This window comes from Pokkaliibacter sp. CJK22405, assembly GCF_046614695.1.
Classification (GTDB): domain Bacteria; phylum Pseudomonadota; class Gammaproteobacteria; order Pseudomonadales; family Balneatricaceae; genus Pokkaliibacter.
Genome location: NZ_JBKKHQ010000021.1, coordinates 1 through 22,085 on the forward strand (window position 1 = coordinate 1; position 22,085 = coordinate 22,085).

A 22,085-nucleotide genomic window follows, 5' to 3' on the forward strand; every position below is an offset into this window, starting at 1 on the left:
CCCACTCCACCAGAGCCACAAAAAAGGGATCCTCAAATGAGGATCCCTTTATGATCAAAAACTATGGGACAGCAGTGACCCGAGGGTCGCCTTAGTTGTCTTTGAGCACAGCCCGTTATCTGACCATCAGCTGCGCAGGGATTCGCTGATGCACTCGGTATCCAGCCGCTGAATACGGTTACGGCCGCTTTCCTTGGCTTCGTACAGGGCCTTGTCGGCACGGGACAGCATGTCGCTGACACGGTCTTCACTGTTGAGGTTAGCGATACCGATACTGACCGTCAGCGGGATGCTCTCAGCCTGCCAGGGCGTTGGGTTTTCCTGAATCATGATGCGCAGACGCTCCATCAGGATCATCGCTTCCTCGGCGCGCGTTTCAGGCAGCACCATGATGAATTCTTCACCGCCCAGACGGGCCAGAATGTCACTGTTACGCTTGTTCTTGCCGAGCAGCTTGGCGACGTGCACCAGTACCGCATCACCCGCGCCATGGCCAAGGGTATCGTTGATACGCTTGAAGAAGTCGAGGTCGAGAATCGCCAGCGTCAGTGGACGGCGGTAACGCTTGGAGCGGTTCCACTCATCATCCAGCAGGGCATTGAGCTTACGACGGTTATACAGGCCAGTCAGCGGATCTTCACCCGCCATTGCTTCCAGCTGGGCATTAATCATTTCCAGCTTGGCCTGGTTGGCCTTCAGGGCTCGCTCGCCGGCGCGGCTGCGGCGCAGGTAAACCAGCGTACTGGCAATCGCGATCGCGAGCAGCAGGGAGCCAATAGCGGCGATCAGCAGGTGGACCTTGTGCTGGGTATCGAAAGCGGCGAATTCGTTCAGGCGGTTATAGACGATGCCTTCAAAATCATTGGCATCGCTCGGACGACGATCCAGCAGGGCTGAGGTCTCATCATCGCCCAGCGTCCAGAGGTTGTGGCCGCCGAAGATGCCACTCAGCTGTAAATGCAGGGGATTAAAGCCCGCGCGCTGGTATTCCTTGAGCAGATCATCGCGAGGCATGGTCTGCAGGCGCGAGTCCGGCATGGTGTTGAGCAGGTAGTCAGAATTGGAGGACATGATGACCAGACCATTGGGGTCGGTGACCAGCATGTTCTCCAGCGGTACCCACTTCACGAGGCTGGCGACATCAATCTCAAGGCCGACGACACCAATGACCTGACCGTTCTCCTGCACCGGGGCCGAGAAATAGAAGCCAGGCACCAGAGTCGTTACACCAATACCGAACTGATGACCCAGATTGCCTTTGATGGATTCACGGAAATAGTTGCGATAGGCGAAATTCTGCCCAATAAGGGATTCCGGGGCGCGGAAATTACTGGTCGCAATGGTATTACCCTGGGTATCCATCAGCCAGATCATGTCGACACCGAGGTTGCCGGCGATGGTTTCCAGATACTGATCAACGCGATCCTGCATCTGGTAACGGCTGGGACGGCCTTGTAGCGCATCCTGAACGTTGCGGCTTTCAGCGACGACCTGAGGCAGGTTACTGAGCTGATGCAGGCTTCGGTCCAGCTCGTTAATCAGAGAATTCAGGCGGGTTTGCAGCTGCTTGTTCTGCGCTTCAACGTAGTCGTTGCGCACACTGCTGTCATAGTTGCTGATGAGCAACCAGAGCACCGCAAACAAGGGAATAAACAGCGCCACAGAAATCGCCGCGATACTGATGGGTGTCGCGGTGGGTTTGGAAATCAGTGCATCGTCAGTCATGCAGCGTCCCTTGTCTTATGGGGTAGAGGGTGGACATCACAGGATCACCCACTCCTTTTGTTTTCAGTTTGCCACAACTGTGGTCGCAGAATGCTGATAATAATCGGCACTTATCCGTCAGTCTGAAAATATCAGGAAAAATTACTCTGTCTTCCTGTCAGTAACCGTGATGCTTTGGTCTCTCACGGTAACGGATTACCGAAGTGCACGCTGCGTTAAAAAATTTTTACATCTATAGCGTAGACCAGTCCGCCACTTCTACTAAGGCTGCCGACCGGGCTTTTTATGATTTCAGCCTGTTATGACTGCACGCCTTTGCAGAACCCGCTTGAGGTTGATTGCACTGGGACGGTATATGCATAGAATGACGTCGCGCCACGAGCGCGGTTCCTGTTTTGATCCGCCAGGCGGACACGGCGTCGGGAGTGAATGAACATGATTACCGCTTACTATCTTCAAGGCTCTGCTCTGCACATGAAAGAGCTGAGCGTGCGTGAATCCCTGCCCGAAACCGTGCTGTGGGTGGATGCCTTTGAGCCCAACGATGCCGAGCGTGAATGGCTCTCAACGTTCTATCAGGAAGAGATGCCGGATCAGGAAGACCTGAACGAGATTGAGGCATCCTCCCGTTTCTACATGGACCAGGACGGCCTGCATATTCACTCGCTGTTTCCGCACCGGGTGGGTAAGGAGCTGCGTGGCGTTAACGTGTCTTTCAACCTGCGTGAGCACATGCTCTTCACCGTGCGTGAAGAAGACATCGGCCTGATTCGCCTGTTCCGCAACTATGTCCGTCAGCACCGCATCAGTGTGCGCGATCCCATGGAAGTGCTGGTGCACCTCTTCAACCTCAAGGTCGATTACCTTTCGGATCTGCTGGAGGATGTTTACACCGTGCTGGAGAAAGCCTCACAGCAGGTGTTCGAGGATGAAGAGCTGGATGACATGCTGCGCCTCATTACCATGCAGGAAGATGCTAACGGCAAGATCCGCCTGAGCCTGCTGGATACCCAGCGCTCCCTGCGTTTCCTGCAGCGCTACACCAACGAGCAGCTGGACAAGGACGCCAAGAAAGAGATCAAGGAGATGCTGGCGGATATCGAATCCCTGCTGCCGCATACCCAGTTTCTGTTCGACAAGATCAACTTCCTGCTGGATGCGGCCATGAGCTTCACCGGCCTGCAGCAGAACAAGATCATCAAAATCTTCTCCGTTGCCGCAGTTATCTTCCTGCCACCAACGCTGATCGCCAGTATTTACGGCATGAACTTTGACTCCATGCCGGAGCTGCACACGGATTTTGGCTACCCGCTGGCCATCGGCATGATGCTCGCCAGTGCCTTTGGTACCTACTTCTTCTTCAAGCGCAAAGGCTGGCTCTGAGGGATTAATTCACCCTCAGACTTGGCCTGACCCGGGAGTGGTTATAAAATAGCCACTTTTATTTACGGCTGAGTGGGAACCCAAAATGAACCGGTGCCACTTATCACGTAACTTGTTGCGCTGGGAGGAGTAAACATGAGCTATATGCGCACTTATACCACGATGGAACTCTTCATGATTCAGAGTGGTTATCTGCGTCCCCAGAACGTGGACGGCGCAGAAATGGAACGTAACCGTGGCCTGTTTCGCTCCTCCAATGGCAGCGGCATGGTACGTTGGCTGCCTGCCGGGGTATCGCGCTTTTACTTCTATGCGCCGGTCAAAACCCTGGAGCGTACTGCCGATGGTCGTATCGTGGCCAAAGAAATTGTGACCATGTCCGGTCAGCAGGCGCATACCTCTCAGCCGGTGGAAATGCCCAAAGCCGACAACACGATTTCTGCTCCACCGCAGTCGACGCAAACCTCCTCTGCTTCACAGACGATTTCTGTGGATTACCAGAGCACCATTCCTAACTTCTTCGAGATGGAAGAGAAGAAAAGCGGCAGCATCGAGCTGGGCGGTTCTTCCCGTGACGAAGACGATGATGAATACAAGGTTAGCAAGAAGTCCCGCTCACTCTGGTAAGTCGCGACCTCTCCTGATTCCATAGAAAAAGCCCGGCGATTGCCGGGCTTTTTTGTTGCTTCTGAAACTCTGAGCGGAGTGATCGCCCTCACCGCCCGGTCTGTTCAGAGTGATTTCTGGTTATTGCTCTCTCATCAAAACCATCTCGGTCTTTTTTTGCACGGCTTGGGGAAAAGCTTTTACAGGCTTTTCTCGCTGCCGTGTCTGTCATTATCTATGCCTGCTCCCGGTGGAGAGGCTGTTTCAGTCTTACTTATCGTGGGCTGTGATAGCGGCTCATGGGCTGCTGACGTTTGCGCAGGACCACCTGATAGAGCTGCAGGGAGCGGGCGCGAAAGGCACCGGCACAGCTTTTCAGGTAGTAGGTCCACATCCGGTAGAAACGCTCGTCATACTGGTCTTTCAGCTGCGGCCAGGCCGCCTCGAAGCGCTCAAACCAGGCCATCAGGGTGCGGTCATAGTCCGGGCCAAAGTTGTGCACATCCTCCATCACAAAATATGGCTCGCAGGCATCAGAGATCTGACCCAGTGACGGAATCGCGCCATTACGGAAGATGTATTTGTGAATCCAGGGGTCGGTGCCGAGCTGGGAGGTATCACTGCCGATGGTGTGCAAAACGAAGATGCCATCATCTTTCATCAGGCGATGAGCAGAGGACAGATAAGTGTCGTAGTTCTTCTGGCCAACATGCTCGAACATGCCGATGGAAACCAGCTTGTCGAACTGACCTTCCAGGCTGCGATAATCCATCAGTTCGATATTGACCGGCAGACCGGCACAGCGTTCATCGGCGAGGGCTTTTTGCTCTTTGGAGATGGTGATACCGGTGACGTTGACACCGTAATCACGGGCGGCCAGTTCGGCGAAACTGCCCCAGCCACAACCGATCTCAAGCACATTTTCGCCGGGCTTGAGCTGCGCCTTGCGACAGATCAGATCCAGCTTGGCTTTTTGTGCTTCATGCAGGTTATCCGCGCTGTTCCAGTAACCGCAGGAGTAGGCCATGGTCTCATCCAGCATCGCCTGATAGAGATCATTACCCGCATCATAGTGCTGTTCGCCCACCTGAAAGGCACGGCGCACCGACTGCATATTGAACATGCGTGCCATCAGCCAGTGTTTAACGAATACCCAGCGGCCCGTCAGCTTCTTCTCCAGCTGAGCACTGACCGCGCGACTGATCAGCTCATCCAGCTGCTCACATTCCCACCAGCCATCCATATAGGCTTCACCGATACCGAGCGTGCCTTCACGGAAAACGCGGTAATAAACGTCAGGGTTACGTACCTGCGGATCCCAGGAGTTGGGGCCATTGAGGGTGATACCGGCCATTTCCAGCTGACTAGCCAGCCACTTTTCCATCTGTTGGGTGGATGTCTTGCGGGTACCGGCATGATTGGCGGTCGTGCTGCTACTGCTCGCGGTTGCGGCGGCGTCTATACCTTTCTCTAACTGTTCAGCGCTAGCTGCCATTTCACTCTCCCATCCATAGCCTAAGTCTGGCACGTGATACCTGCCTCATGCGGCAGGCCGAGACCTGCGTGTGCAGGCGTGAAAGATTGGTGATGTCGCGGTTCATCGTCGATGTGCAGAGGAGGTCAGCGACCATCACAGGCGGTTCGACGTAAACCTGCTATTGGACGACTCGGGCAGGAAGCTGTGAGAAGCGCTCAGTGAGTCGAAACAACAGGGGCATCGGGAATCCAGCAAAAGCTGCGCCACTGCAGGCGCGAAGATTCCTTCCCAAGGCTTTTGGGACAGCGATTTTTTCATTTCAAGAGATGCCGGAAAGGTGACATTTGTTTGCAAAAATCACTGAACCGCATCGAATTTTGGCGCTATTGGTTAAGTGGCTGATTTACAACAAATTTTCTATCAAGTGATGGAATAGAAGGCCTTTATACCGCCAATGTGCACAACAGATTATTGTCATGAGCGCAACGCTCAAGGCTTTCAGACGACGGCTGTTTTTTTAATGGAACCAAAAGGGGGTGGTTCATTGTGGTGAACATCGGAGGAGGCAATGCACTATGGCTGTGCTCAGCAGGCGAACTCTGATTGAAACCGTAACAGAGGGCGACGGATGCCGAAGACAGATCCGCTATACTGGTCGTCAATTTAGCGAGTAGTCGGATGTCATTCGTCACAGGAGTCTGATCAGGATGATCGCGCAGAGCCGGGAGTGGTTACAGCACTGGATTGCCAAGGGCGCCGCTATTATTCAGCGGTTTCCGAGGCTGATTGCGCTTTTTGGTTTTGTCTCGGGGATAGCGAGCTTCTTTCTGGTGGACCGTCAGCACGGCGCTGGAAAAATCATGGCGGTGGTGATGATCGTCACCTGGCTGTGGCTGATGCTGGAGAACATCCTCACGCAGACTCTCGCCAAACGCTTTGGCCTCTTTCTGCCGCCGCCGCTACTGCGTTACGTCACGCAGCTGATCCATCAGGAAAGCCTGTTTTTCGTTCTTCCCTTCTTTGCCATTACCACCAGCTGGAACTCCGGTCAGGCGGTCTTTACCGGGCTTCTAGGCGCAGCAGCGCTGATTTCCATTATCGACCCGCTCTATTACCACTGGCTGAGTACCAAGCGCGCGCTATTTCTGGCGTATCACAATCTGGCGCTGTTTGCGGTGATGCTCACTGCTTTGCCGCTGATTGTTCACCTGAATACTGCCGAATCCTACTTGCTGGCACTGGTAATGACGCTGCTGGTGTCGCTGCCAAGCCGTCTGGTCTCCATTCCCATTACTTCGCCACGGCGCTGGCTGATGGCGCTGAGTATGACCGCCGTCGTCGGCATCGCTGGTGTTGTGCTGCGTCCCTGGGTGCCACCGGCAACCCTGTGGATGAATCAGGTAGCGATTACCACCTCGATGAATAATGACCGTCGTGATCCCGGCAAAGGCATCAAAAGCCTGACCGAAAGCGAGCTGCGACAGCAAGGCCTGTATGCCTTCACCGCCATCAATGCGCCTCAGGGTCTGGATGAAAAGGTCTTTCACGTCTGGAAGCATGAGGGGCATACGGTCGACCGCATCGCTCTGGAAATTCATGGCGGGCGCAAGCAGGGCTATCGTGCCTGGACTCATAAGAGCAACTTCCCTGAGGACGTGAAAGGGAAATGGAAGGTCCAGGTTGTGACCGAAGGCGGTCAGATTATCGGCACCCTGCGCTTTGAAGTGCGCTAGGCCAAGCGATCAAAGGACAGGAGGTCAGCATGAAGGAACTGGAAAAAGCCGCAGCCGGGCAACTCTACGATGCCAACTTCGATGAAGAGACGTTGCAGCTGCGCGCCCATGCCAAGATGCAGTTATTCCATCTGAACCAGACGCCGCCGGATCAGGTCGCCCGCCGCGAGAGTTTATTGAGGTCTCTGCTGGGCAAGGTCGGCGACGGCTTTGTGATCGAAGGGCCGTTCTATTGTGATTACGGTTTCAATATCGATATTGGTGATGGCTTCTACGCCAATGTGAACCTGACCATTCTCGACGGTGCGCCTGTGCGGATTGGTAATAACGTCTTTCTTGGTCCCAATGTCGGTCTGCATACGGCTGGGCACCCGCTGGATGTGGCGCAGCGCAATCAGGGGCTTGAGTATGCCCGGCCTATTCATATTGCCGATGATGTCTGGCTTGGTGCCGGTGTGCAGGTGCTTCCGGGAGTCAGTATTGGCCAAGGCACAGTGATTGGTGCTGGCAGTGTGGTCACGAAATCAATACCCGCAGGCGTTGTGGCTGCAGGCAATCCCTGCCGGGTACTGCGGCCGATTGAGACCACCGATATTTCAGCTAACCCAACGTCAGCGTAAGTGTGGGCGTTATTAGAGACAAAAAATTGCTCGTGTCAGGTCGTCCGTGTAGGCGGGTATAAAGCTGAAAGCCCAGATGGTGCAAGAGCTTAGGGGGCTTTGATCTGCCTGCGAGCCATGTAAATTATGGGCTAGGAACCACATAGGGACGTCGCTTTGGGTCTTGGGCAGCTGCTTGTTTGCGGTGCTCACAGTGGCGTTCCTGATTGCTGCGTTGCGGCTGCCCTTGCCATCATCGCATTGGCCGCCGGGCAGATTGAGTAGGAACAACACCGCTGCTAAAATAACGCCGTCGAAAAAGGCAGACTTGGTTTGGTAAGCCCAAGTCCTTTCGGAAACGAAAGCTCTGTCTCCTGCCATCGCAAGGGACCCCACGACGAACACCCGATGCCGTTTTGGCATCTTCTGTTCGTCCGTGTGGCTCCTCACTTCGATGGAATCGCTCCGGTCGAACACCGACAAAGGAGCGTTCCATGCAAACACTTTCCCATGTATCCCGTACGGCGCTGATCACGGGCGTCAGTCGTTCGCAAGGCCTTGGCTTCGCGGTTGCCAGACAGCTAGCCGAACTGAACTATCACGTCATCCTTACGGCGAGGAACCCGAGCCAGGCAGAACAGCTTGCCGCGCAATTGCGCGAAGAAGGCCATGCGGCGACTGCACTGCGTCTCGATCTGACCGACCGGTCCGGCATCTTCAAAGCTGCCGGCCACCTCGCTCTGACGATCAATCATCTGGACCTGCTGGTGAACAACGCCAGCACTATGCCCGACTTCAATACGTGCTCGGTACTGGAGGTCAATTTCGATGAACTGCAATCCGCGTTCGAGGTGAATGTATTCGGTTGCTGGTGCCTGACCCAGGCCCTGCTGCCGCTGCTGCGGCGGGCACCAGCTGCACGCATCGTCAATGTCACGAGCGCGGCGACACGTCAGGTAGAAGCTCCTGGCCCCGGCACCTTCTTTTCACCTGCCTATTCTTTTGCCAAATACGCTGTCAACGCACTGACGGCGACCCTGGCCACGGCCCTTGCTGATACGTCGATCCTCGTCAATGCTGTCGATCCGGGAGCGGTCGCCACCCATCCCGAACGCGGCGATGATGCCAACGATCTGCCTCCGGCCGAAGCCGCCAAGGGCATTGTCTGGGCTGCCACGCTGGGCGCCGATGGCCCCACTGGCGGCGTCTTCCACGATCGCCAGCCCGTGCAAACGATATCGCAATGAACAAGGCCCTCGTTGTTATCTTCGCCGCTATCGCGCTCGATGCGGTCGGGATGGGTCTGATTTTTCCGATCCTGCCGCGCCTGATCGAGGACGTGACCCATGCCGCGAATGTTGCCTCCTACGTCGGCATTCTCACCGCGCTGTATGCCGCGATGCAGTTTTTCTTTGCACCTGTCCTCGGCGCCTTGAGCGACCGGCTGGGCCGCAGGCCCGTGCTGCTGATCTCTTTGGGCGGCGCGGCTGTCAACTATGTATTGATGGCGTTCGCGCCGTCGCTGGGGCTGTTGATCATCGGTCGTGCCATTGCCGGGCTGACCAGCGCCAACCTCTCGGTCGCAACGGCCTACATCACCGACATCTCGCCCCAAGCATTGCGCGCGAAACGATTTGGCATTTTCAACGCCATGTTCGGTATCGGCTTTATCCTTGGCCCGGTGCTTGGCGGCGCTCTCGGCGATTACGGGCTGCGATTGCCGTTCATCGCGGCTGCGGTACTCAATGCGGGCAACCTGTTGCTGGCGCTGTTCCTGTTGCCGGAATCCCGCACGCCCAGTCGTGAGAAGATTGATCTGGCCGCGCTCAATCCGCTGCGCCCCTTGCGATGGGGATTGTCGATGAAACCGCTGATGCCGGTCGTTGCCGTCTTCTTCCTCCTGAGCGCGACCGGCGAGGTGTACGGCACCTGCTGGGCCTTGTGGGGCCATGACGTGTTCCAGTGGGACGGACGATGGATCGGCCTTTCACTGGGCGCCTTTGGCGTGTTTCAGACGCTGGCGCAAGCGTTCCTGCCGGACCGCGCAGTACAGATGTTGGGAGAGCGCGGCGCGGTGCTGGCCGGCATCGTCGGTGCCTGTGTCGCACTGGTGATCATGGCCTGCACCACGCAAGGCTGGGTGGTGTTCGCCATCATGCCGGTTGTCGCGCTTGCTGGTCTGGGCACCCCTGCCTTGCAGTCGCTTGCAAGCCGCCTCGTTGACGAAAGCCGGCAAGGCCAGTTCCAGGGCGTGCTGGCATCTGCGATGAGCCTGGCGTCCATCGTCGGGCCGTTGATATTTGCGAGCGTCTATTTCCGCGTTCGGGAGCACTGGCCCGGAGCCATCTGGCTGGTGGCCCTGATCGTCAATGCGATGGCCGTGCCACTGGTATTCGGCCTGCGATTCAGCGTCGTGAAGAATCCTGCGGCAAAGGAGTCAGATCCCAGCGTTCGCGGCACCTGATCTCCATGCACACACAACACTTTTGTGCGCCTGTATCGGGCTGCCTCGCACTTCAGCAAATTTCGATGCTGGAGTCAGTGAGAAACAAAAAAACCGGCGGAATTCGCCGGTTTTTTTATGGTCTGAGCCTGCCGTAGCGCGGCTCAGTGGCAGGACATTATCAGAACAGCACGCGGGTTTTGATGGTGCCTTCGATCTGCTGCAGTTTTTCCAGCGCCAGCTCAGAGTATTCCTTGTTCACATCGATAACGACGTAACCAACGTTCTCGTTGGTCTGCAGGAACTGAGAAGCGATGTTGATGTTGTTCTCGGAGAAGACGCTGTTGATCTGCGACAGAATGCCGGGCACGTTTTTGTGGATGTGCAGCAGGCGGTGATGCGCAGGGTGAGAAGGCAGCGCCACTTCCGGGAAGTTCACGGACATGGTGGAGGTGCCGTTATCGCTGTAACGGATCAGCTTCTCGGAGACTTCAACGCCGATCATTTCCTGGGCTTCCATGGTGGAACCGCCGATGTGTGGGGTCAGGATGACGTTATCCAGACCACGCAGCGGGGAAACGAACTCATCCTTGTTGGAGCGTGGCTCAACAGGGAATACGTCGATGGCAGCGCCCAGCAGCTTCTTGCTGGTGACCGCTTCAGCCAGCGCTTCGATATCCACCACGGTGCCGCGTGAGGCGTTGATCAGGATGGAATCCTGCTTCATCCAGCCCAGTTCGCGGGCGCCGAACATCTGCTTGGTCGCCGCAGTCTCTGGTACGTGCAGGCTGACGACATCGACTTTACCCAGCAGCTCTTCCATGGACGCCACCTGAGTTGCGTTACCCAGTGGCAGCTTGGTGACCACGTCGTAGTAGAACACCTGCATACCCATGGATTCGGCCATGACCGACAGCTGGGTACCGATGGAGCCGTAACCGATGATACCGAGTTTTTTGCCACGGATTTCGTAGCTGTTCTCGGCAGATTTCTGCCAGCCGCCTCGGTGACAAACGATGTTCTTCTCGGGGATACCACGCATCAGCATGATGATTTCAGCCAGCACCAGCTCGGCAACGGAGCGGGTGTTGGAGTAAGGCGCGTTAAATACCGCAATACCGCGAGCCAGTGCTGCATCCAGATTGACCTGGTTGGTACCGATACAGAAACAGCCTACAGCGACCAGTTTCTGTGCCTGTTCCAGCACCTGTTCGGTCAGCTGGGTACGGGAACGGATACCGATAAAGTGTGCATCACGAATGGATTCGAGCAGCTGTTCCTCAGGCAGGGAGCCTTTGTGGTACTCGATATTGGTGTAACCTTGGCTGTGAAACATGTCCAGGGCAGACTGGTGGACACCTTCCAACAGAAGAATCTTGATTTTGCTCTTATCAAGAGAAACGTTCTTACTCATGATGCTTGCGGAAACCTCGCCATACTGTGCGGATGAGCAGTCGCCGGAGATACTTCGCTGACCATATCGGTATGATCACGCAGTCTGCAGGAAGTATCAGGGTCGGGTCTGCGTTTCGGGGCCGACATGATAGCACAGCTCAGGCAAAGACGAGGGATCAATTACGGCTTTTCCCTGTTTCAAAAGTGAATATTTTTACGATAGCGTTTAGTTTTATTCATCTACCCTGCCCCCAAGTACTCAGGCAGGTGCATTCTTAAGTGAAACCGGTAAATACCGGCGATGCGTGCGGGCGGCCTCAGGCCGGACCCCGGCGCCAGTTGACGATAAGGAAGACGATTGATGGCTTACCAACACCATTTCACTGACGGCGAAACCTGGATTCACGGACTGGGTAAAGTGGTCTGTATTGGCCGCAATTATGTAGAGCACATTCGCGAGCTGAATAACGCTACGCCGACAGAACCGCTGCTTTTTATCAAGCCTGCCAGTGCGGTGGTGCCGATGGCCGAGCCTATCGCCCTGCCCGATCATCTGAGCCAGGATGTGCATTATGAAACCGAGCTGGCGATTCTGATTGGCAAGCCGCTTAGCCGTGCCGATGCCGCCCAGGCCAAAGAGGCCATTGCCGGTTTGGGTCTGGCGCTGGATCTCACCCTGCGCGATGTGCAAAGCCAGCTGAAAGACAAAGGCCAGCCCTGGGAAAAGGCTAAAAGCTTTGATGGTGCCCTGCCTCTGTCATCATTTGTTCGCTTTGACCCGGCGACGGATCTGCAGCAGCTGGGCCTTCGCCTGACTATTAATGGCGAAGTTCGTCAGGATGGCTCAACCGCCGAGATGATTAACCCGGTGCTGCCGCTGCTGGCCTATATCAGCCAGTACTTCAGCCTGCAGCCCGGTGATGTGGTGATTACCGGCACGCCTGCGGGTGTCGGGCCGCTGAAAAGTGGTGATGAACTGAGTGTCGAGCTGGATACCCTGCTGAAGGTTGAAACCCGGGTGAAGTAAACGCCGCTAACGCGTTCTGCAGTGATCTCACCAAACCCGACCGGAACGATGATTCTGGTCGGGTTTGTTTTTTCTGTAGGGGGTAAAAGCGTAACTTCGACGCTATTGGCGTCTCCTTGTCAGGTTTTAGGCAGGATATCAGCGAAGATGAAACCATCACGCTCGACGATCTCGCCGGTAGTCACCGCAATCGCCTCGGTGAACATGGGCCCGTCACTTACGAAGGTGTGAAATTCCCCGCGTTCACCACAGGGGTCAATGCCCGCCTTCAGGCAATCCTCGATCAGTTCATGATCAAAAGAGCGTCCGGCCCAGTCTGCGGGCGCTTGTCCGGGGTCAACGCAGGTCAGGGTGGCCTTCACTCCGGCTTCAACCATTTCCCGGGCCAGTGCCTCCGTGGGTTTTCGCCAGAGGGGAAAATGGCTTTGCAGACCTGTGCCTTCGAGCTTGGCCTCGCGATAGGCGCGCACATCCTCAAGAAACAGATCGCCAAAGGCAAAACCGCGAATACCTTCGGCTTTGAGGGTCGCCACCGCGGTGCCCATACGTGCTTCGTATGCCTCATTCGAGCAAGGCCAGGGTAAATCCACCGCGTACAGTGGCAGGTCAGCGGCACGAGCCTGCGCCTGCGTCAGGGTTCTTCGTACTGCATGCATGGCGACCCGGTCAAAGGCTTCGTTGAAGGTGGTGAGCAGACCGCGAACTTCGAGGGTTGGGTGGTGTTGCAGCTGGTAGAGTGTCCAGGCGCTGTCTTTACCACTGGACCAGGAAAGGTAGATGGGGGTTCGGCTCACGCCGTGTCTCCTGTGGAGGGGCTTGTCAGGTGGAGCTTGGCGCGGAACATGCGATGTTCTGCGAGGCTCAGCAAGTGGTCGGCATGATACCCATCCTGCGGCGCCAGTACCACGCCCACACTGAGGCCAACCCGCAGCGACAGGCTTTTGCCCTGCTGGGTGAGCAGATACGGCTGTTGCAGGGTCTGCTCGACCTGATTGAGCCAGAGCCGGAATTCCTCCGGTTGCTTGCTCTGGCGCACCATGACAAAGGTATCGCCATCCAGCCGCGCGCTCACATACGGCGCCGGATTGAGAAAGCTTAAGCGCTCGCTGAGCTGTTGCAGCAAGGCATCGCCCATTTGAAAACCGTAACGTTCATTCAGCGGTTTGAACTCATCCAGACTCAGCATGACAAGGCCCAGCTGATGGCGGCTCAGATCCGTCGGACCGGAGACTTTGTCGCTGTCGGCCAGCTCAGCAGGCAGGAGCGTACTCAAATGGCGGTCGGAGAGCTGGCGGTGGCGTTGCAGTTGTTTGCGCAGGTAATCCAGGCAGTAATAACGGTTAAACAGCCCGGTCAGAGGGTCATGTTCTTCGGCATGCTGCAGCCGGCTTTGCCACTGGCGCTGATTGGGCAGGCTGTCCTTGAAATCCGTCGGGGAGATACCGGCGATGCCGCGCGCTCTGAGGTAACGCCCGGCCAGCATTTCCTGTAAACCTGTCATCATCAGAGCAATGGCGGTGGCACTGACCAGCGCAAAGAGTGCAATCAGCGTCATTTCAGCCTCGCGCTGCCAGAGGCAAACTGTCGCCAACGGCAGATCAAAGGCCAGCAGCGTCAGGCTAAGTCGCCAGTAACCGGCGACCAGACTCAACAGCACAATCATCATTCCCTGCAGGCTGGCTTCCAGCCAGAGTGGTGGCCCTGGGAGCAGGCTGCGCAGCATCCAGTAAAGTGACAGCGGATAAAGCGCGGCGATGAGGCAAAGTGCACTGCGGCTCAGCACGGCGCCATTGTCACGGTAAGTCAGATACGCTCCGGCAGCGGCGCTCAGCAGTAAAAATCCACTGGCGGGCAAGAGCATAAAACGGTGCGGAGTAAAGGCGATCAGCAGTATCAGCGTGCCCAGCAGGGTCAGGGCGCCGAGGGAGAGGAGCAGCCAGCGACGTGCAGGCAAATAGCAGTGATCCAGCAGCAGATGAGACTCTGCCGCTGCCAGTGAGGCGTGGGTTGTGGATGACGCGGTAGCCATGGCTGCAGACCCTGTCGGTGGTGTGCAGCCTTAAGCATAGTCGGAAATTTCAGAGTGAACAGTCGCCCTTAGTGACCGATACGCTGGAATTCACTGGGAAGTGGACGAATGTGTCCGTCATCGTTGATGGCGACCATCACCAGTAAGGCCGTGGTGATCTTGCGAAACTCGCTGCCATCCGGGCAACGAGCCCAGACTTCGACATTAATTTTCATGGAGGATTTGCCGGTTTCCTGCACTTCGGTATAGAAGCTCAGGAGTGTGCCGACCAGCACCGGAGACAGAAACTCCATGCCGGAAATGGACACCGTGGCAATTCGGCCGTGGGCCAGCCGTCCGGCATGAACCGCTGCGGCAGTATCCATGTGTTTGACCAGCCAGCCACCGTAAATATCGCCGTAGGCGTTGGTGTCGCTGATTTGTGCCGGAAACTGCAGGCTCAGTTCGCCCACAGGAACAGGGTTGTTTTCTTCACTGTCGAGGGTATCGTCAGCGTGATCTACAGACATGGTTGCAAATCCGTCGTGTGTCTCGGGGTGCTGAAGGGATCGCCAATCAGCCGTAAAGCTCCCAGTATAGCGACATTTATGCGGGGTATGCAGCCCAAAGCGTCGTCAATTGCTGGCGCTGCGTCATGGCGGCTCAGGTCCGGCGTGTCGGGCGGCATGACTGAAGAATGCTGTATTCACCGGGAGTTAATGCCCGTTTCTGTCAGCCAGACGTTCAGGAGGTCGTGGGTGTTCAATCAATTCAGGAAAAAGCGCGGTGCCCGGATCGGTCTGTCAGAGGCGATGCATCGCCCTATGCGCATGCTGCTGGCCTTGTCGCTCGGGCTCTTCACGGGATTGGCTGAGGCCGCTCCGCGGGTGGATCCGCAACTGCCTGCCTATGTCAAAACCAGCGGTGTCGCAGGCGTCGTTAGCTCCGTGGGTTCGGATACGCTGGCGGGGTTGATGTCGCGCTGGGCGCAGTCTTTTCAGCGCATTTATCCGCGTATCCAGTTACAGATTCAGGCAGCAGGCTCTGCCACGGCGCCACCTGCGCTAACCGAAGGCACGGCTTCTCTGGGGCCTATGAGCCGCTTGATGAACCCGGCGGAAAGGCGTGCCTTTGAAAAGCGCTATGGCTATGCACCGACGGCGGTGCCGGTGGCGATTGATGCCCTTGCCGTTTATGTCCATCAGGACAATCCCTTGAAAGGTTTGACGCTGGCGCAGCTCGACAGCCTGTTTTCGGTCAACCGACGCTGTGGTGGACAGAGCGTATCGCGCTGGCGGGATTTGGGTGTCGAGGGGCCGCTGGCCGTTGAGCATATCCAACGCTACGGTCGTAATGCCGTCTCCGGCACTTACAGCTATTTCAAGGAGCATGCCCTCTGTGGCGGTGATTTCCTGCCCAATATCAGTGAGCTTCCCGGCTCTGCAGCGGTCGTGCAGGCGATTTCCTCCTCTCCCAATGCCATTGGCTATTCCGGCATTGGTTATCGTACCGCGTCGGTGAAAGCGCTGGCGCTGGCTCGTCAGGCCGATGAGCCACTGGTCGCCGCCACGCCGACCAATGCCTCCAACGGCAGCTACCCGCTGGCCCGTTACCTCTATGTTTATGTCAACCAGGCGCCCGGTCAGCCGCTACCGCCTCAGCAGCAGGAATTACTGAACTATATGCTGTCCCGCGAAGGCCAGCTGCAAGTGGTGCAGGAGGGTTATGTCCCCCTGACGGCAGAGGTCGCCAGCACCTCACGTAAGCTCTACGCCGACGTTAATCCCTGAGGTGGGCTGCCGCTGGAAACCTCGTCGGTCGGGTGCAGGATGTCACGGAAGTGTCATAATGCAGGTTTACACTGAGGGATGGCCTTTTTATCGCTCAGTTATCTCTCGTCCATGCCCTCAGGGTTCTAACCTGTTATGACAGCTCACGCCCCCTCACCCAAGCCGGTATTTAATACTCCGGCCCTGCAGCGCCGCCGTCGCCGGCGGGTGTGGCTGGATCGTTTTGGTGGGCGTTTGATTGCTGCCTGTGCGGCACTGGTGCTAGCGGCGGTATTGCTGATGGGCTTTTACCTGATCAGTCAGGTCTGGCCGCTGGGCCAATCGGCACATTTCAGCCAGGTGGCGACCGGGCCGGATCAGCCCTGGACCACCTCCCTGACCGAAAATACTCTTCTTAGACAACGGCTGACGTCCAAGCCTGATAGCGCGGTGCTGATGCTGGACGGCCATTGGTGGCAGCTTGACCAGGTGCCTGTGGCCGAGTTACCCGCACCCAAGGACTGGCCTGGTCAGGCGCAACGGCTGGACGAACTCGCTTCCTCCAGCCTCTCTGCGCCAGTGCTTGCCCTGCTAAACGCCCTGCCCGGCCCTCTGCTGTTTACCCTGTCGGCGGACGACAAACTGCATGCCTGGCAATGGCGTGATCCTGCGGGGGGCCTGCAGTGGCAGGATCTCTGGGGCAAAGTGCAGTATCCCCATTATGCCGAGCCTGCCTATGTGTGGCAGTCAACGGCCAGTCAGAGCAGCGTACCGAAATTCAGCCTGACGCCCCTCGCCTATGGCACCTTTAAAGCGGCCTGCTATGCCATGTTACTGGCGCTGCCACTGGCCTTGGGGGCGGCGATCTTCTGTGGATATTTCATGAGCCCGGCCCAGCGTCGGCGCATCAAACCCTGCATTGAATTAATGGAAGCCATGCCGACGGTGATTCTTGGCTTCTTTGCCGGTCTGGTGTTGGCGCCGCAGCTGGAAGCGCACCTCTTTACAGTAGTGATGGCCGCCCTCGTGATTCCCGTCGGGATTCTGCTGTTAGGACTGGCCATGAGCGCCCTGCCTCACCGCCTGCGACCTGAACGTCAGGATGGCCGGATCCTCTGGCTGATTCTGCCTGCCGTGCTGCTGCTTATCTGGGCCTGCAGCGCCTGGGCGCCAGTGATTGAACACTGGGCTTTCCATGGCGATTTTAGGGCGTATCTGACGGATGTTCTGGATATTCCCTATGCCCAGCGCAACGCCCTGATTGTTGGTCTGGCCATGGGCTTTGCCATTATTCCAACGCTCTTTTCCATTAGCGAGGAAGCTATCCGTGGCGTACCGGGGCGTCTGGCCAGCGGCTCGCTGGCACTGGGCGCCAGCCACTGGCAAACCCTGACCCGTGTGGTGCTGCCCACCGCCTCCGCCGGTATTTTTGCCGCCATCATGCTCAGTATTGGCCGTGCCGTCGGTGAAACCATGATCGTGCTGATGGCTTCGGGCAATACGCCGCTGATGTCCTCGAACCCCTTCGAAGGCATGCGCACTCTGGCGGCGACCATTGCGATGGAGCTGCCGGAATCGGGGCTGGAGAGTGTCCATTACCGCATTCTCTTTCTGGCCGCGCTGGTGCTCTTTCTGTTCTGCATTCTGATGAACACGGGCGCTGAACTGATACGCCAGCGTTTGAGGCATCGCTATGGCGCGCTCTGAGTTACTGGTGCGCTCACCCTTTCGGCGCTGGCAAAAACGCGGCAGCGCCTGGGTCTGGCTCAATGCGCTGGCCGTTGCTCTGTGTCTGCTGATGATGTTTGGCCTGCTGGGCACGCTGGTGGTGCGTGGTACCGCGCATTTCTGGCCCGCGCCGGTCATGGTCGCCACCTATCAGAACGAGCAGGGACAGACGGAAACCCTCTCCGGTGTGAAAACCGATGAGGAGGCCGTGAGCCGCGATATTCTGGCTGCCGCCGGTGTGCCGTTGCCTGTGGGTCAGGCGGATCAGCCGCTTCACCGCTGGTTAATCAAGGTCGGTAATCGCGAGCTGCAGGACGGCGATTTTCGCTGGGTGTTGGCCGAGCAGCTCGACCATATCCGTTATCCGGCCCAACTCTGGACGATTGAGCGGCGTAACTGGGGGACGTTTTACGGTACGCCGGTTTCCCTGAGCCAGTACGGCAAGAGTGTCCGACGCTTTGATAATGCGCACACTGAGGTCTTCTGGCAGCAGTTTCAGGAGCGCCTGATGCGTGCTCGTGCTCTTTATGACCGGGCGCAGACTCTGCAGCAGCAGGAGCTTGGCAGTCTGAATACAGCACTGGAAGCCAACCGGCTTGAGCAGCGCCGTCTCAAACTCAAGGGTGACCTGAGCGTCGCCCTGGAAGACAGCCTTGGCCGCGAGCGTGATCGCCTGCAGCAGCGCTATCAGCAAGGCCAGCAGCAGCTGGAGTCGTTGTATCAGCAAAGCCAGAGTGATGCCCTGCTGGTCACGACTGCGGATGGCAGGCTGGTCAGCCTGCCCCTGTCAGAAATGCTGCGCGTGAGCCGTACCAATGCCATGACGCTGACGGAAAAGTGGCAGGACATGGGTGCGCGGATGTGGGATTTCGTCTCCGGTCAGCCCCGCGAAGGCACTTCGGAAGGCGGCGTCTTCCCCGCGATTGTCGGCACGGTCATTCTGGTGCTGCTGATGACGGTGATTGTGACACCGTTGGGCGTCATGACCGCCGTCTACCTGCATGAATATGCCGGGCGAGGCTGGCTGACACGGATGCTGCGTATTGCCGTGCATAATCTGGCTGGAGTGCCTTCTATTGTGTACGGGGTGTTTGGCCTCGGTTTCTTTGTCTATTTCCTCGGCGGCAAGCTGGATCAGCTATTCTTCCCTGAAGCACTACCCTCGCCGACTTTCGGCACGCCCGGTTTGCTTTGGGCCTCGTTGACCCTGGCGCTGCTGACGCTGCCCGTGGTGATTGTGGCTACAGAAGAAGGACTGGCGCGGATTCCGCGCTCCCTGCGTGAAGGCAGTCTGGCCCTAGGCGCGACCCGTTGGGAAACCCTGTGGCGCGTCACCTTGCCGATGGCGACCCCGGCGATGATGACCGGCATCATGCTGGCCGTTGCCCGTGCGGCGGGTGAAGTCGCACCGCTGATGCTGGTGGGAGTGGTCAAGCTGGCGCCGTCGCTGCCGGTCGACAGCCACTTTCCTTATGTGCATCTGGAACAGCAGTTTATGCATCTGGGCTTCCAGATTTACGACATGGCGCTGCAAAGCCCCAACGTCGAAGCTGCGCGGCCGCTGGTGTATGCCACGGCGCTGCTGCTGGTACTGGTGATTGGTGTGCTGAATCTGGCGGCTGTGGCCCTGCGCCATCACTTGCGCGAACGTTATCGAATTCTGGAATGGTGAGGACTCAGTGACCAGTCACGACATCATGGCTTTGGCCGATCGCCCGGCGGCTGCGACAGCGCATCGTAATGATCGCCCGAATGACATCCTGCGTGTGGAGCATCTGTCCCTGAGTTACGAGGGCAGCAATGCCTTGCATGATATTACTCTTGGTATTCCGCGCCATCGGGTGACGTCCTTTATCGGCCCGTCCGGCTGCGGTAAATCCACCCTGCTGCGCTGCTTCAACCGGCTGAATGACCTGATCGAAGGTTGTGAGACACGTGGGCAGATCTGGCTGGAAAATGAGCCGATCCTCGACAAAAAGATGGATGTGACCGAGCTTCGTCGCCGGGTGGGCATGGTTTTTCAAAAGCCGAATCCATTCCCGCGTTCGATCTATGAAAACGTCGCCTATGGTTTGCGCATTCAGGGTATCAAGCGTAAGCGCCAGATTGATGAGGCGGTGGAAGATGCCCTGCGTGCGGCGGCGCTCTGGGACGAAGTCCGTGACCGCCTGCACCGCTCGGCGCTGGATCTGTCCGGTGGCCAGCAGCAAAGGCTGGTGATCGCCCGGGCCATTGCCATCGAGCCTGAAGTGCTGCTGCTGGATGAGCCGGCCTCGGCCCTCGATCCGACGTCGACCTACCGTATTGAGGAGCTGATTCATGTCCTCAAAGAACGCTTTACCCTGGTGATCGTCACCCACAACATGCAGCAGGCGGCGCGTGTGTCTGATTACACTGCCTTTATGTATCAGGGTGGCCTTGTCGAGCATGGACCGACTGACAGGCTCTTCACCAACCCCCGGCAAAAACAAACGGAAGACTACATTACTGGACGCTATGGCTAAGTCACTGATTTCCCGATTCTTTTCTCGCAACGCTGACGACAGGACGTCGCCTGCGGAGCCTCAGGCTGCTGTCGCTCCAACTCCGGTGGCGCCACGGCCGGAGATACGTTCAGAGCATATCTCGCAGCAGTTCAATCAGGACCTTGAGGAGCTACGCAGTCAGTTGCTGGCCATGGGCGGACTGGTGGAAACCCAGCTGCAGGATGCGCTGCAGGCGCTGGTGCAGGGCGATACTGAGCTGGCATTACGGGTGAAAAAGCGCGAGGCCGAGGTCAACGAATACGATCTGCGTATTGATGATGACTGCACGCGTCTGATCGCAAGGCGTCAACCGACGGCTTCTGACCTGCGCATGGTGGTATCGGTGTATAAGTGCGCCAGTGATCTGGAGCGAATGGGTGATGAAGCCAAGCGTCTGGCCAAGCTGACCCTGAAGCTGGCGGAAGACGGACAAGCGCCGGTGGGTTACACCGAAATTCGCGCCATTGGTCAGCGGGTGCTGGGCATGGTGCGGGATATTCTCGATGCTTTTGCCCGTCAGGATCTGGATGCCGCCTTTGATGTCGCGGAGCAGGATCGTCAGGTTGATAAGGCGTACAAGGCCGCCAACAAACAGATCATTGCCACCATGCAGGCCTCGCCGGAAGCCATTCCCAGTCTGCTGCACATGCTGTGGGCGGTGAGGGCGCTGGAGCGCATTGGTGATCATGCCCATAACATTGCCCAGTCACTGGCGTTTCTGGTCAAGGGCAAGGATGTGCGTCACGCCGGGCTGGAAAGTTTTCGTACGCTGGTGGGCCGCCCGCGGGATGAGGACGACTAAAAGGGTCTGTGAACCCCTGACCTGGAAACCCTCAGCCCGGCCAGTAATGCAGATGAGCGGCGGGCAGGGGATCTGGCCAGAGGCCGGGCAGAATGCTCTGTACATGGCTCAGACTGCCGCTACTCCAGAAACTCAACTCCCCCCGATCCGAGTCCGGGCGCAGCAGGTGCGCTTCGGCCAGCCGACGCTGTAATTCCCGTGCCACTGCGGGGGCAGGATCAATCAGCTGTATGTCCGAACCGCAAAGTTCGGCCAGCAGCGGCATCAGAAACGGGTAGTGGGTACAACCCATCACCAGCGTATCTGCACCCTGGGCTAACAGCGGCTGCACATAGCGGTCGAGCAACTCCCGGGTTTGCGGGCTGTTCAACTCACCTTTTTCCACCAGCTCGACCAGTCCCGGACAGGGCTGTACCAGAATTGTGGCGGCACTGCTGAAGCGTTCCACCAGCTGGCGAAAGTTATCGCCGGTGGTGGTGCTGCGCGTTGCCAGCACGCCGACAACCCCCGCGCGGCTTTGAGTGGCGGCAGGCTTGATCGCAGGTTCCATGGCAATAATGGGCAGGGTGCGAAAGTGTTGGCGCAGGGCTGTGGCGGCAGCGCTGGTCGCGGTATTGCAGGCGACCACAATGGCTTTTGCCTGCTGGCTGACCAGAAATTCGGACACCGCGAAACTGCGGGCACTGATGGCCTCACGGGTTTTATCGCCATAGGGCGCATGTCCGGCATCGCCGACATAGATCAGTTGTTCATTAGGGAGCAGGCGGTGAATTTCCCGCAGCACTGACAAGCCTCCGAAGCCGGAGTCGAATACACCGATAGGGCGTTGTCGTAAGGGAAGATCCATGGGCAGGACAGGGCGCTT

General features: G+C 57.5%; 20 protein-coding genes. 12 read left to right on the plus strand and 8 right to left on the minus strand.

The window, feature by feature from the left end; all coding sequences use genetic code 11:
• Positions 1-126 precede the first annotated feature (126 nt).
• Entirely contained in the window at positions 127-1,725 is a 1,599-nt protein-coding gene (locus tag ACKC9G_RS14995; RefSeq protein ID WP_411406812.1) for a diguanylate cyclase, read from the minus strand.
• A gap of 435 nt (positions 1,726-2,160) precedes the next feature.
• On the opposite strand from ACKC9G_RS14995, the gene corA reads away from it, so the two are divergent.
• Positions 2,161-3,108, plus strand: coding sequence for a magnesium/cobalt transporter CorA (corA, locus tag ACKC9G_RS15000; protein WP_411406814.1), 948 nt, complete (start codon positions 2,161-2,163; stop codon positions 3,106-3,108).
• A 135-nt stretch (positions 3,109-3,243) separates the two neighbouring features.
• A complete protein-coding gene (locus tag ACKC9G_RS15005; protein ID WP_411406816.1) occupies positions 3,244-3,735 on the plus strand; it encodes a hypothetical protein in 492 nt (163 codons plus the stop codon).
• A 253-nt stretch (positions 3,736-3,988) separates the two neighbouring features.
• Here the strand turns inward: ACKC9G_RS15005 and cfa are convergent, their stop codons facing one another.
• Positions 3,989-5,209, minus strand: a complete 1,221-nt coding sequence (gene cfa / locus ACKC9G_RS15010) for a cyclopropane fatty acyl phospholipid synthase (protein ID WP_411406818.1) — start codon at positions 5,207-5,209, stop codon at positions 3,989-3,991.
• Positions 5,210-5,898: 689 nt separating this feature from the next.
• On the opposite strand from cfa, the gene ACKC9G_RS15015 reads away from it, so the two are divergent.
• Together ACKC9G_RS15015 and ACKC9G_RS15020 are read left to right on the plus strand one after the other, a co-directional pair.
• The gene (locus tag ACKC9G_RS15015) at positions 5,899-6,924 is read left to right on the plus strand and encodes a DUF5924 family protein (RefSeq protein ID WP_411406820.1); all 1,026 of its coding nucleotides are present in this window, start codon (positions 5,899-5,901) and stop codon (positions 6,922-6,924) included.
• Positions 6,925-6,953: 29 nt separating this feature from the next.
• Complete coding sequence (locus ACKC9G_RS15020; protein WP_411406822.1) at positions 6,954-7,544, plus strand: sugar O-acetyltransferase; 591 nt, start codon at positions 6,954-6,956, stop codon at positions 7,542-7,544.
• 12 nt (positions 7,545-7,556) lie between these two features.
• Here the strand turns inward: ACKC9G_RS15020 and ACKC9G_RS15025 are convergent, their stop codons facing one another.
• Positions 7,557-8,006, minus strand: a complete 450-nt coding sequence (locus ACKC9G_RS15025; RefSeq protein WP_411406824.1) for a hypothetical protein — start codon at positions 8,004-8,006, stop codon at positions 7,557-7,559.
• Positions 8,007-8,017: 11 nt separating this feature from the next.
• On the opposite strand from ACKC9G_RS15025, the gene ACKC9G_RS15030 reads away from it, so the two are divergent.
• Together ACKC9G_RS15030 and ACKC9G_RS15035 are read left to right on the plus strand one after the other, a co-directional pair.
• Complete coding sequence (locus ACKC9G_RS15030) at positions 8,018-8,770, plus strand: SDR family NAD(P)-dependent oxidoreductase (protein ID WP_411406826.1); 753 nt, start codon at positions 8,018-8,020, stop codon at positions 8,768-8,770.
• A complete protein-coding gene (locus ACKC9G_RS15035) occupies positions 8,767-9,987 on the plus strand; it encodes a TCR/Tet family MFS transporter (protein WP_411406828.1) in 1,221 nt (406 codons plus the stop codon). Before ACKC9G_RS15030 ends, ACKC9G_RS15035 begins: the two co-directional genes overlap by 4 nt.
• A 160-nt stretch (positions 9,988-10,147) precedes the next feature.
• Here ACKC9G_RS15035 and serA read toward each other — a convergent pair whose 3' ends face one another.
• Positions 10,148-11,380 carry a phosphoglycerate dehydrogenase gene (serA, locus tag ACKC9G_RS15040; RefSeq protein ID WP_411406830.1) on the minus strand — a complete coding sequence of 411 codons (1,233 nt, stop codon included), beginning with the start codon at positions 11,378-11,380 and terminating at the stop codon, positions 10,148-10,150.
• Between the two features lie 342 nt (positions 11,381-11,722).
• Here serA and ACKC9G_RS15045 point away from each other — a divergent pair, with 342 nt between their 5' ends.
• Positions 11,723-12,388, plus strand: coding sequence for a fumarylacetoacetate hydrolase family protein (locus ACKC9G_RS15045; protein ID WP_411406832.1), 666 nt, complete (start codon positions 11,723-11,725; stop codon positions 12,386-12,388).
• A gap of 119 nt (positions 12,389-12,507) precedes the next feature.
• On the opposite strand, the gene ACKC9G_RS15050 is transcribed toward ACKC9G_RS15045, so the two are convergent.
• The 3 genes from ACKC9G_RS15050 to ACKC9G_RS15060 form a co-directional block, all read right to left on the minus strand.
• Positions 12,508-13,182, minus strand: coding sequence for an ATP-binding protein (locus ACKC9G_RS15050; protein ID WP_411406834.1), 675 nt, complete (start codon positions 13,180-13,182; stop codon positions 12,508-12,510).
• Positions 13,179-14,417: a diguanylate cyclase domain-containing protein gene (locus tag ACKC9G_RS15055; RefSeq protein WP_411406836.1), complete on the minus strand. Its 1,239-nt coding sequence runs from the start codon at positions 14,415-14,417 to the stop codon at positions 13,179-13,181. The genes ACKC9G_RS15050 and ACKC9G_RS15055 overlap by 4 nt, the downstream gene beginning before the upstream one ends.
• Positions 14,418-14,485: 68 nt before the next feature.
• Positions 14,486-14,926 (minus strand): acyl-CoA thioesterase, encoded by a 441-nt coding sequence (locus ACKC9G_RS15060; RefSeq protein ID WP_411406838.1) that lies wholly within the window; start codon positions 14,924-14,926, stop codon positions 14,486-14,488.
• Positions 14,927-15,154: 228 nt separating this feature from the next.
• Here ACKC9G_RS15060 and ACKC9G_RS15065 point away from each other — a divergent pair, with 228 nt between their 5' ends.
• The 5 genes from ACKC9G_RS15065 to phoU all read left to right on the plus strand — a co-directional run bounded on the left by ACKC9G_RS15065 (position 15,155) and on the right by phoU (position 21,220).
• Positions 15,155-16,186 (plus strand): PstS family phosphate ABC transporter substrate-binding protein, encoded by a 1,032-nt coding sequence (locus ACKC9G_RS15065; protein ID WP_411406840.1) that lies wholly within the window; start codon positions 15,155-15,157, stop codon positions 16,184-16,186.
• A 135-nt stretch (positions 16,187-16,321) separates the two neighbouring features.
• Positions 16,322-17,872, plus strand: a complete 1,551-nt coding sequence (locus tag ACKC9G_RS15070; RefSeq protein ID WP_411406842.1) for an ABC transporter permease subunit — start codon at positions 16,322-16,324, stop codon at positions 17,870-17,872.
• The gene (gene pstA, locus ACKC9G_RS15075) at positions 17,859-19,565 is read left to right on the plus strand and encodes a phosphate ABC transporter permease PstA (protein WP_411406844.1); all 1,707 of its coding nucleotides are present in this window, start codon (positions 17,859-17,861) and stop codon (positions 19,563-19,565) included. Before ACKC9G_RS15070 ends, pstA begins: the two co-directional genes overlap by 14 nt.
• A gap of 25 nt (positions 19,566-19,590) precedes the next feature.
• The gene (pstB, locus tag ACKC9G_RS15080; protein WP_411407127.1) at positions 19,591-20,397 is read left to right on the plus strand and encodes a phosphate ABC transporter ATP-binding protein PstB; all 807 of its coding nucleotides are present in this window, start codon (positions 19,591-19,593) and stop codon (positions 20,395-20,397) included.
• Complete coding sequence (gene phoU, locus ACKC9G_RS15085; RefSeq protein WP_411406846.1) at positions 20,390-21,220, plus strand: phosphate signaling complex protein PhoU; 831 nt, start codon at positions 20,390-20,392, stop codon at positions 21,218-21,220. The genes pstB and phoU overlap by 8 nt, the downstream gene beginning before the upstream one ends.
• 31 nt (positions 21,221-21,251) lie before the next feature.
• Here phoU and murI read toward each other — a convergent pair whose 3' ends face one another.
• Complete coding sequence (gene murI, locus ACKC9G_RS15090) at positions 21,252-22,067, minus strand: glutamate racemase (RefSeq protein ID WP_411406848.1); 816 nt, start codon at positions 22,065-22,067, stop codon at positions 21,252-21,254.
• Positions 22,068-22,085 lie beyond the last annotated feature (18 nt).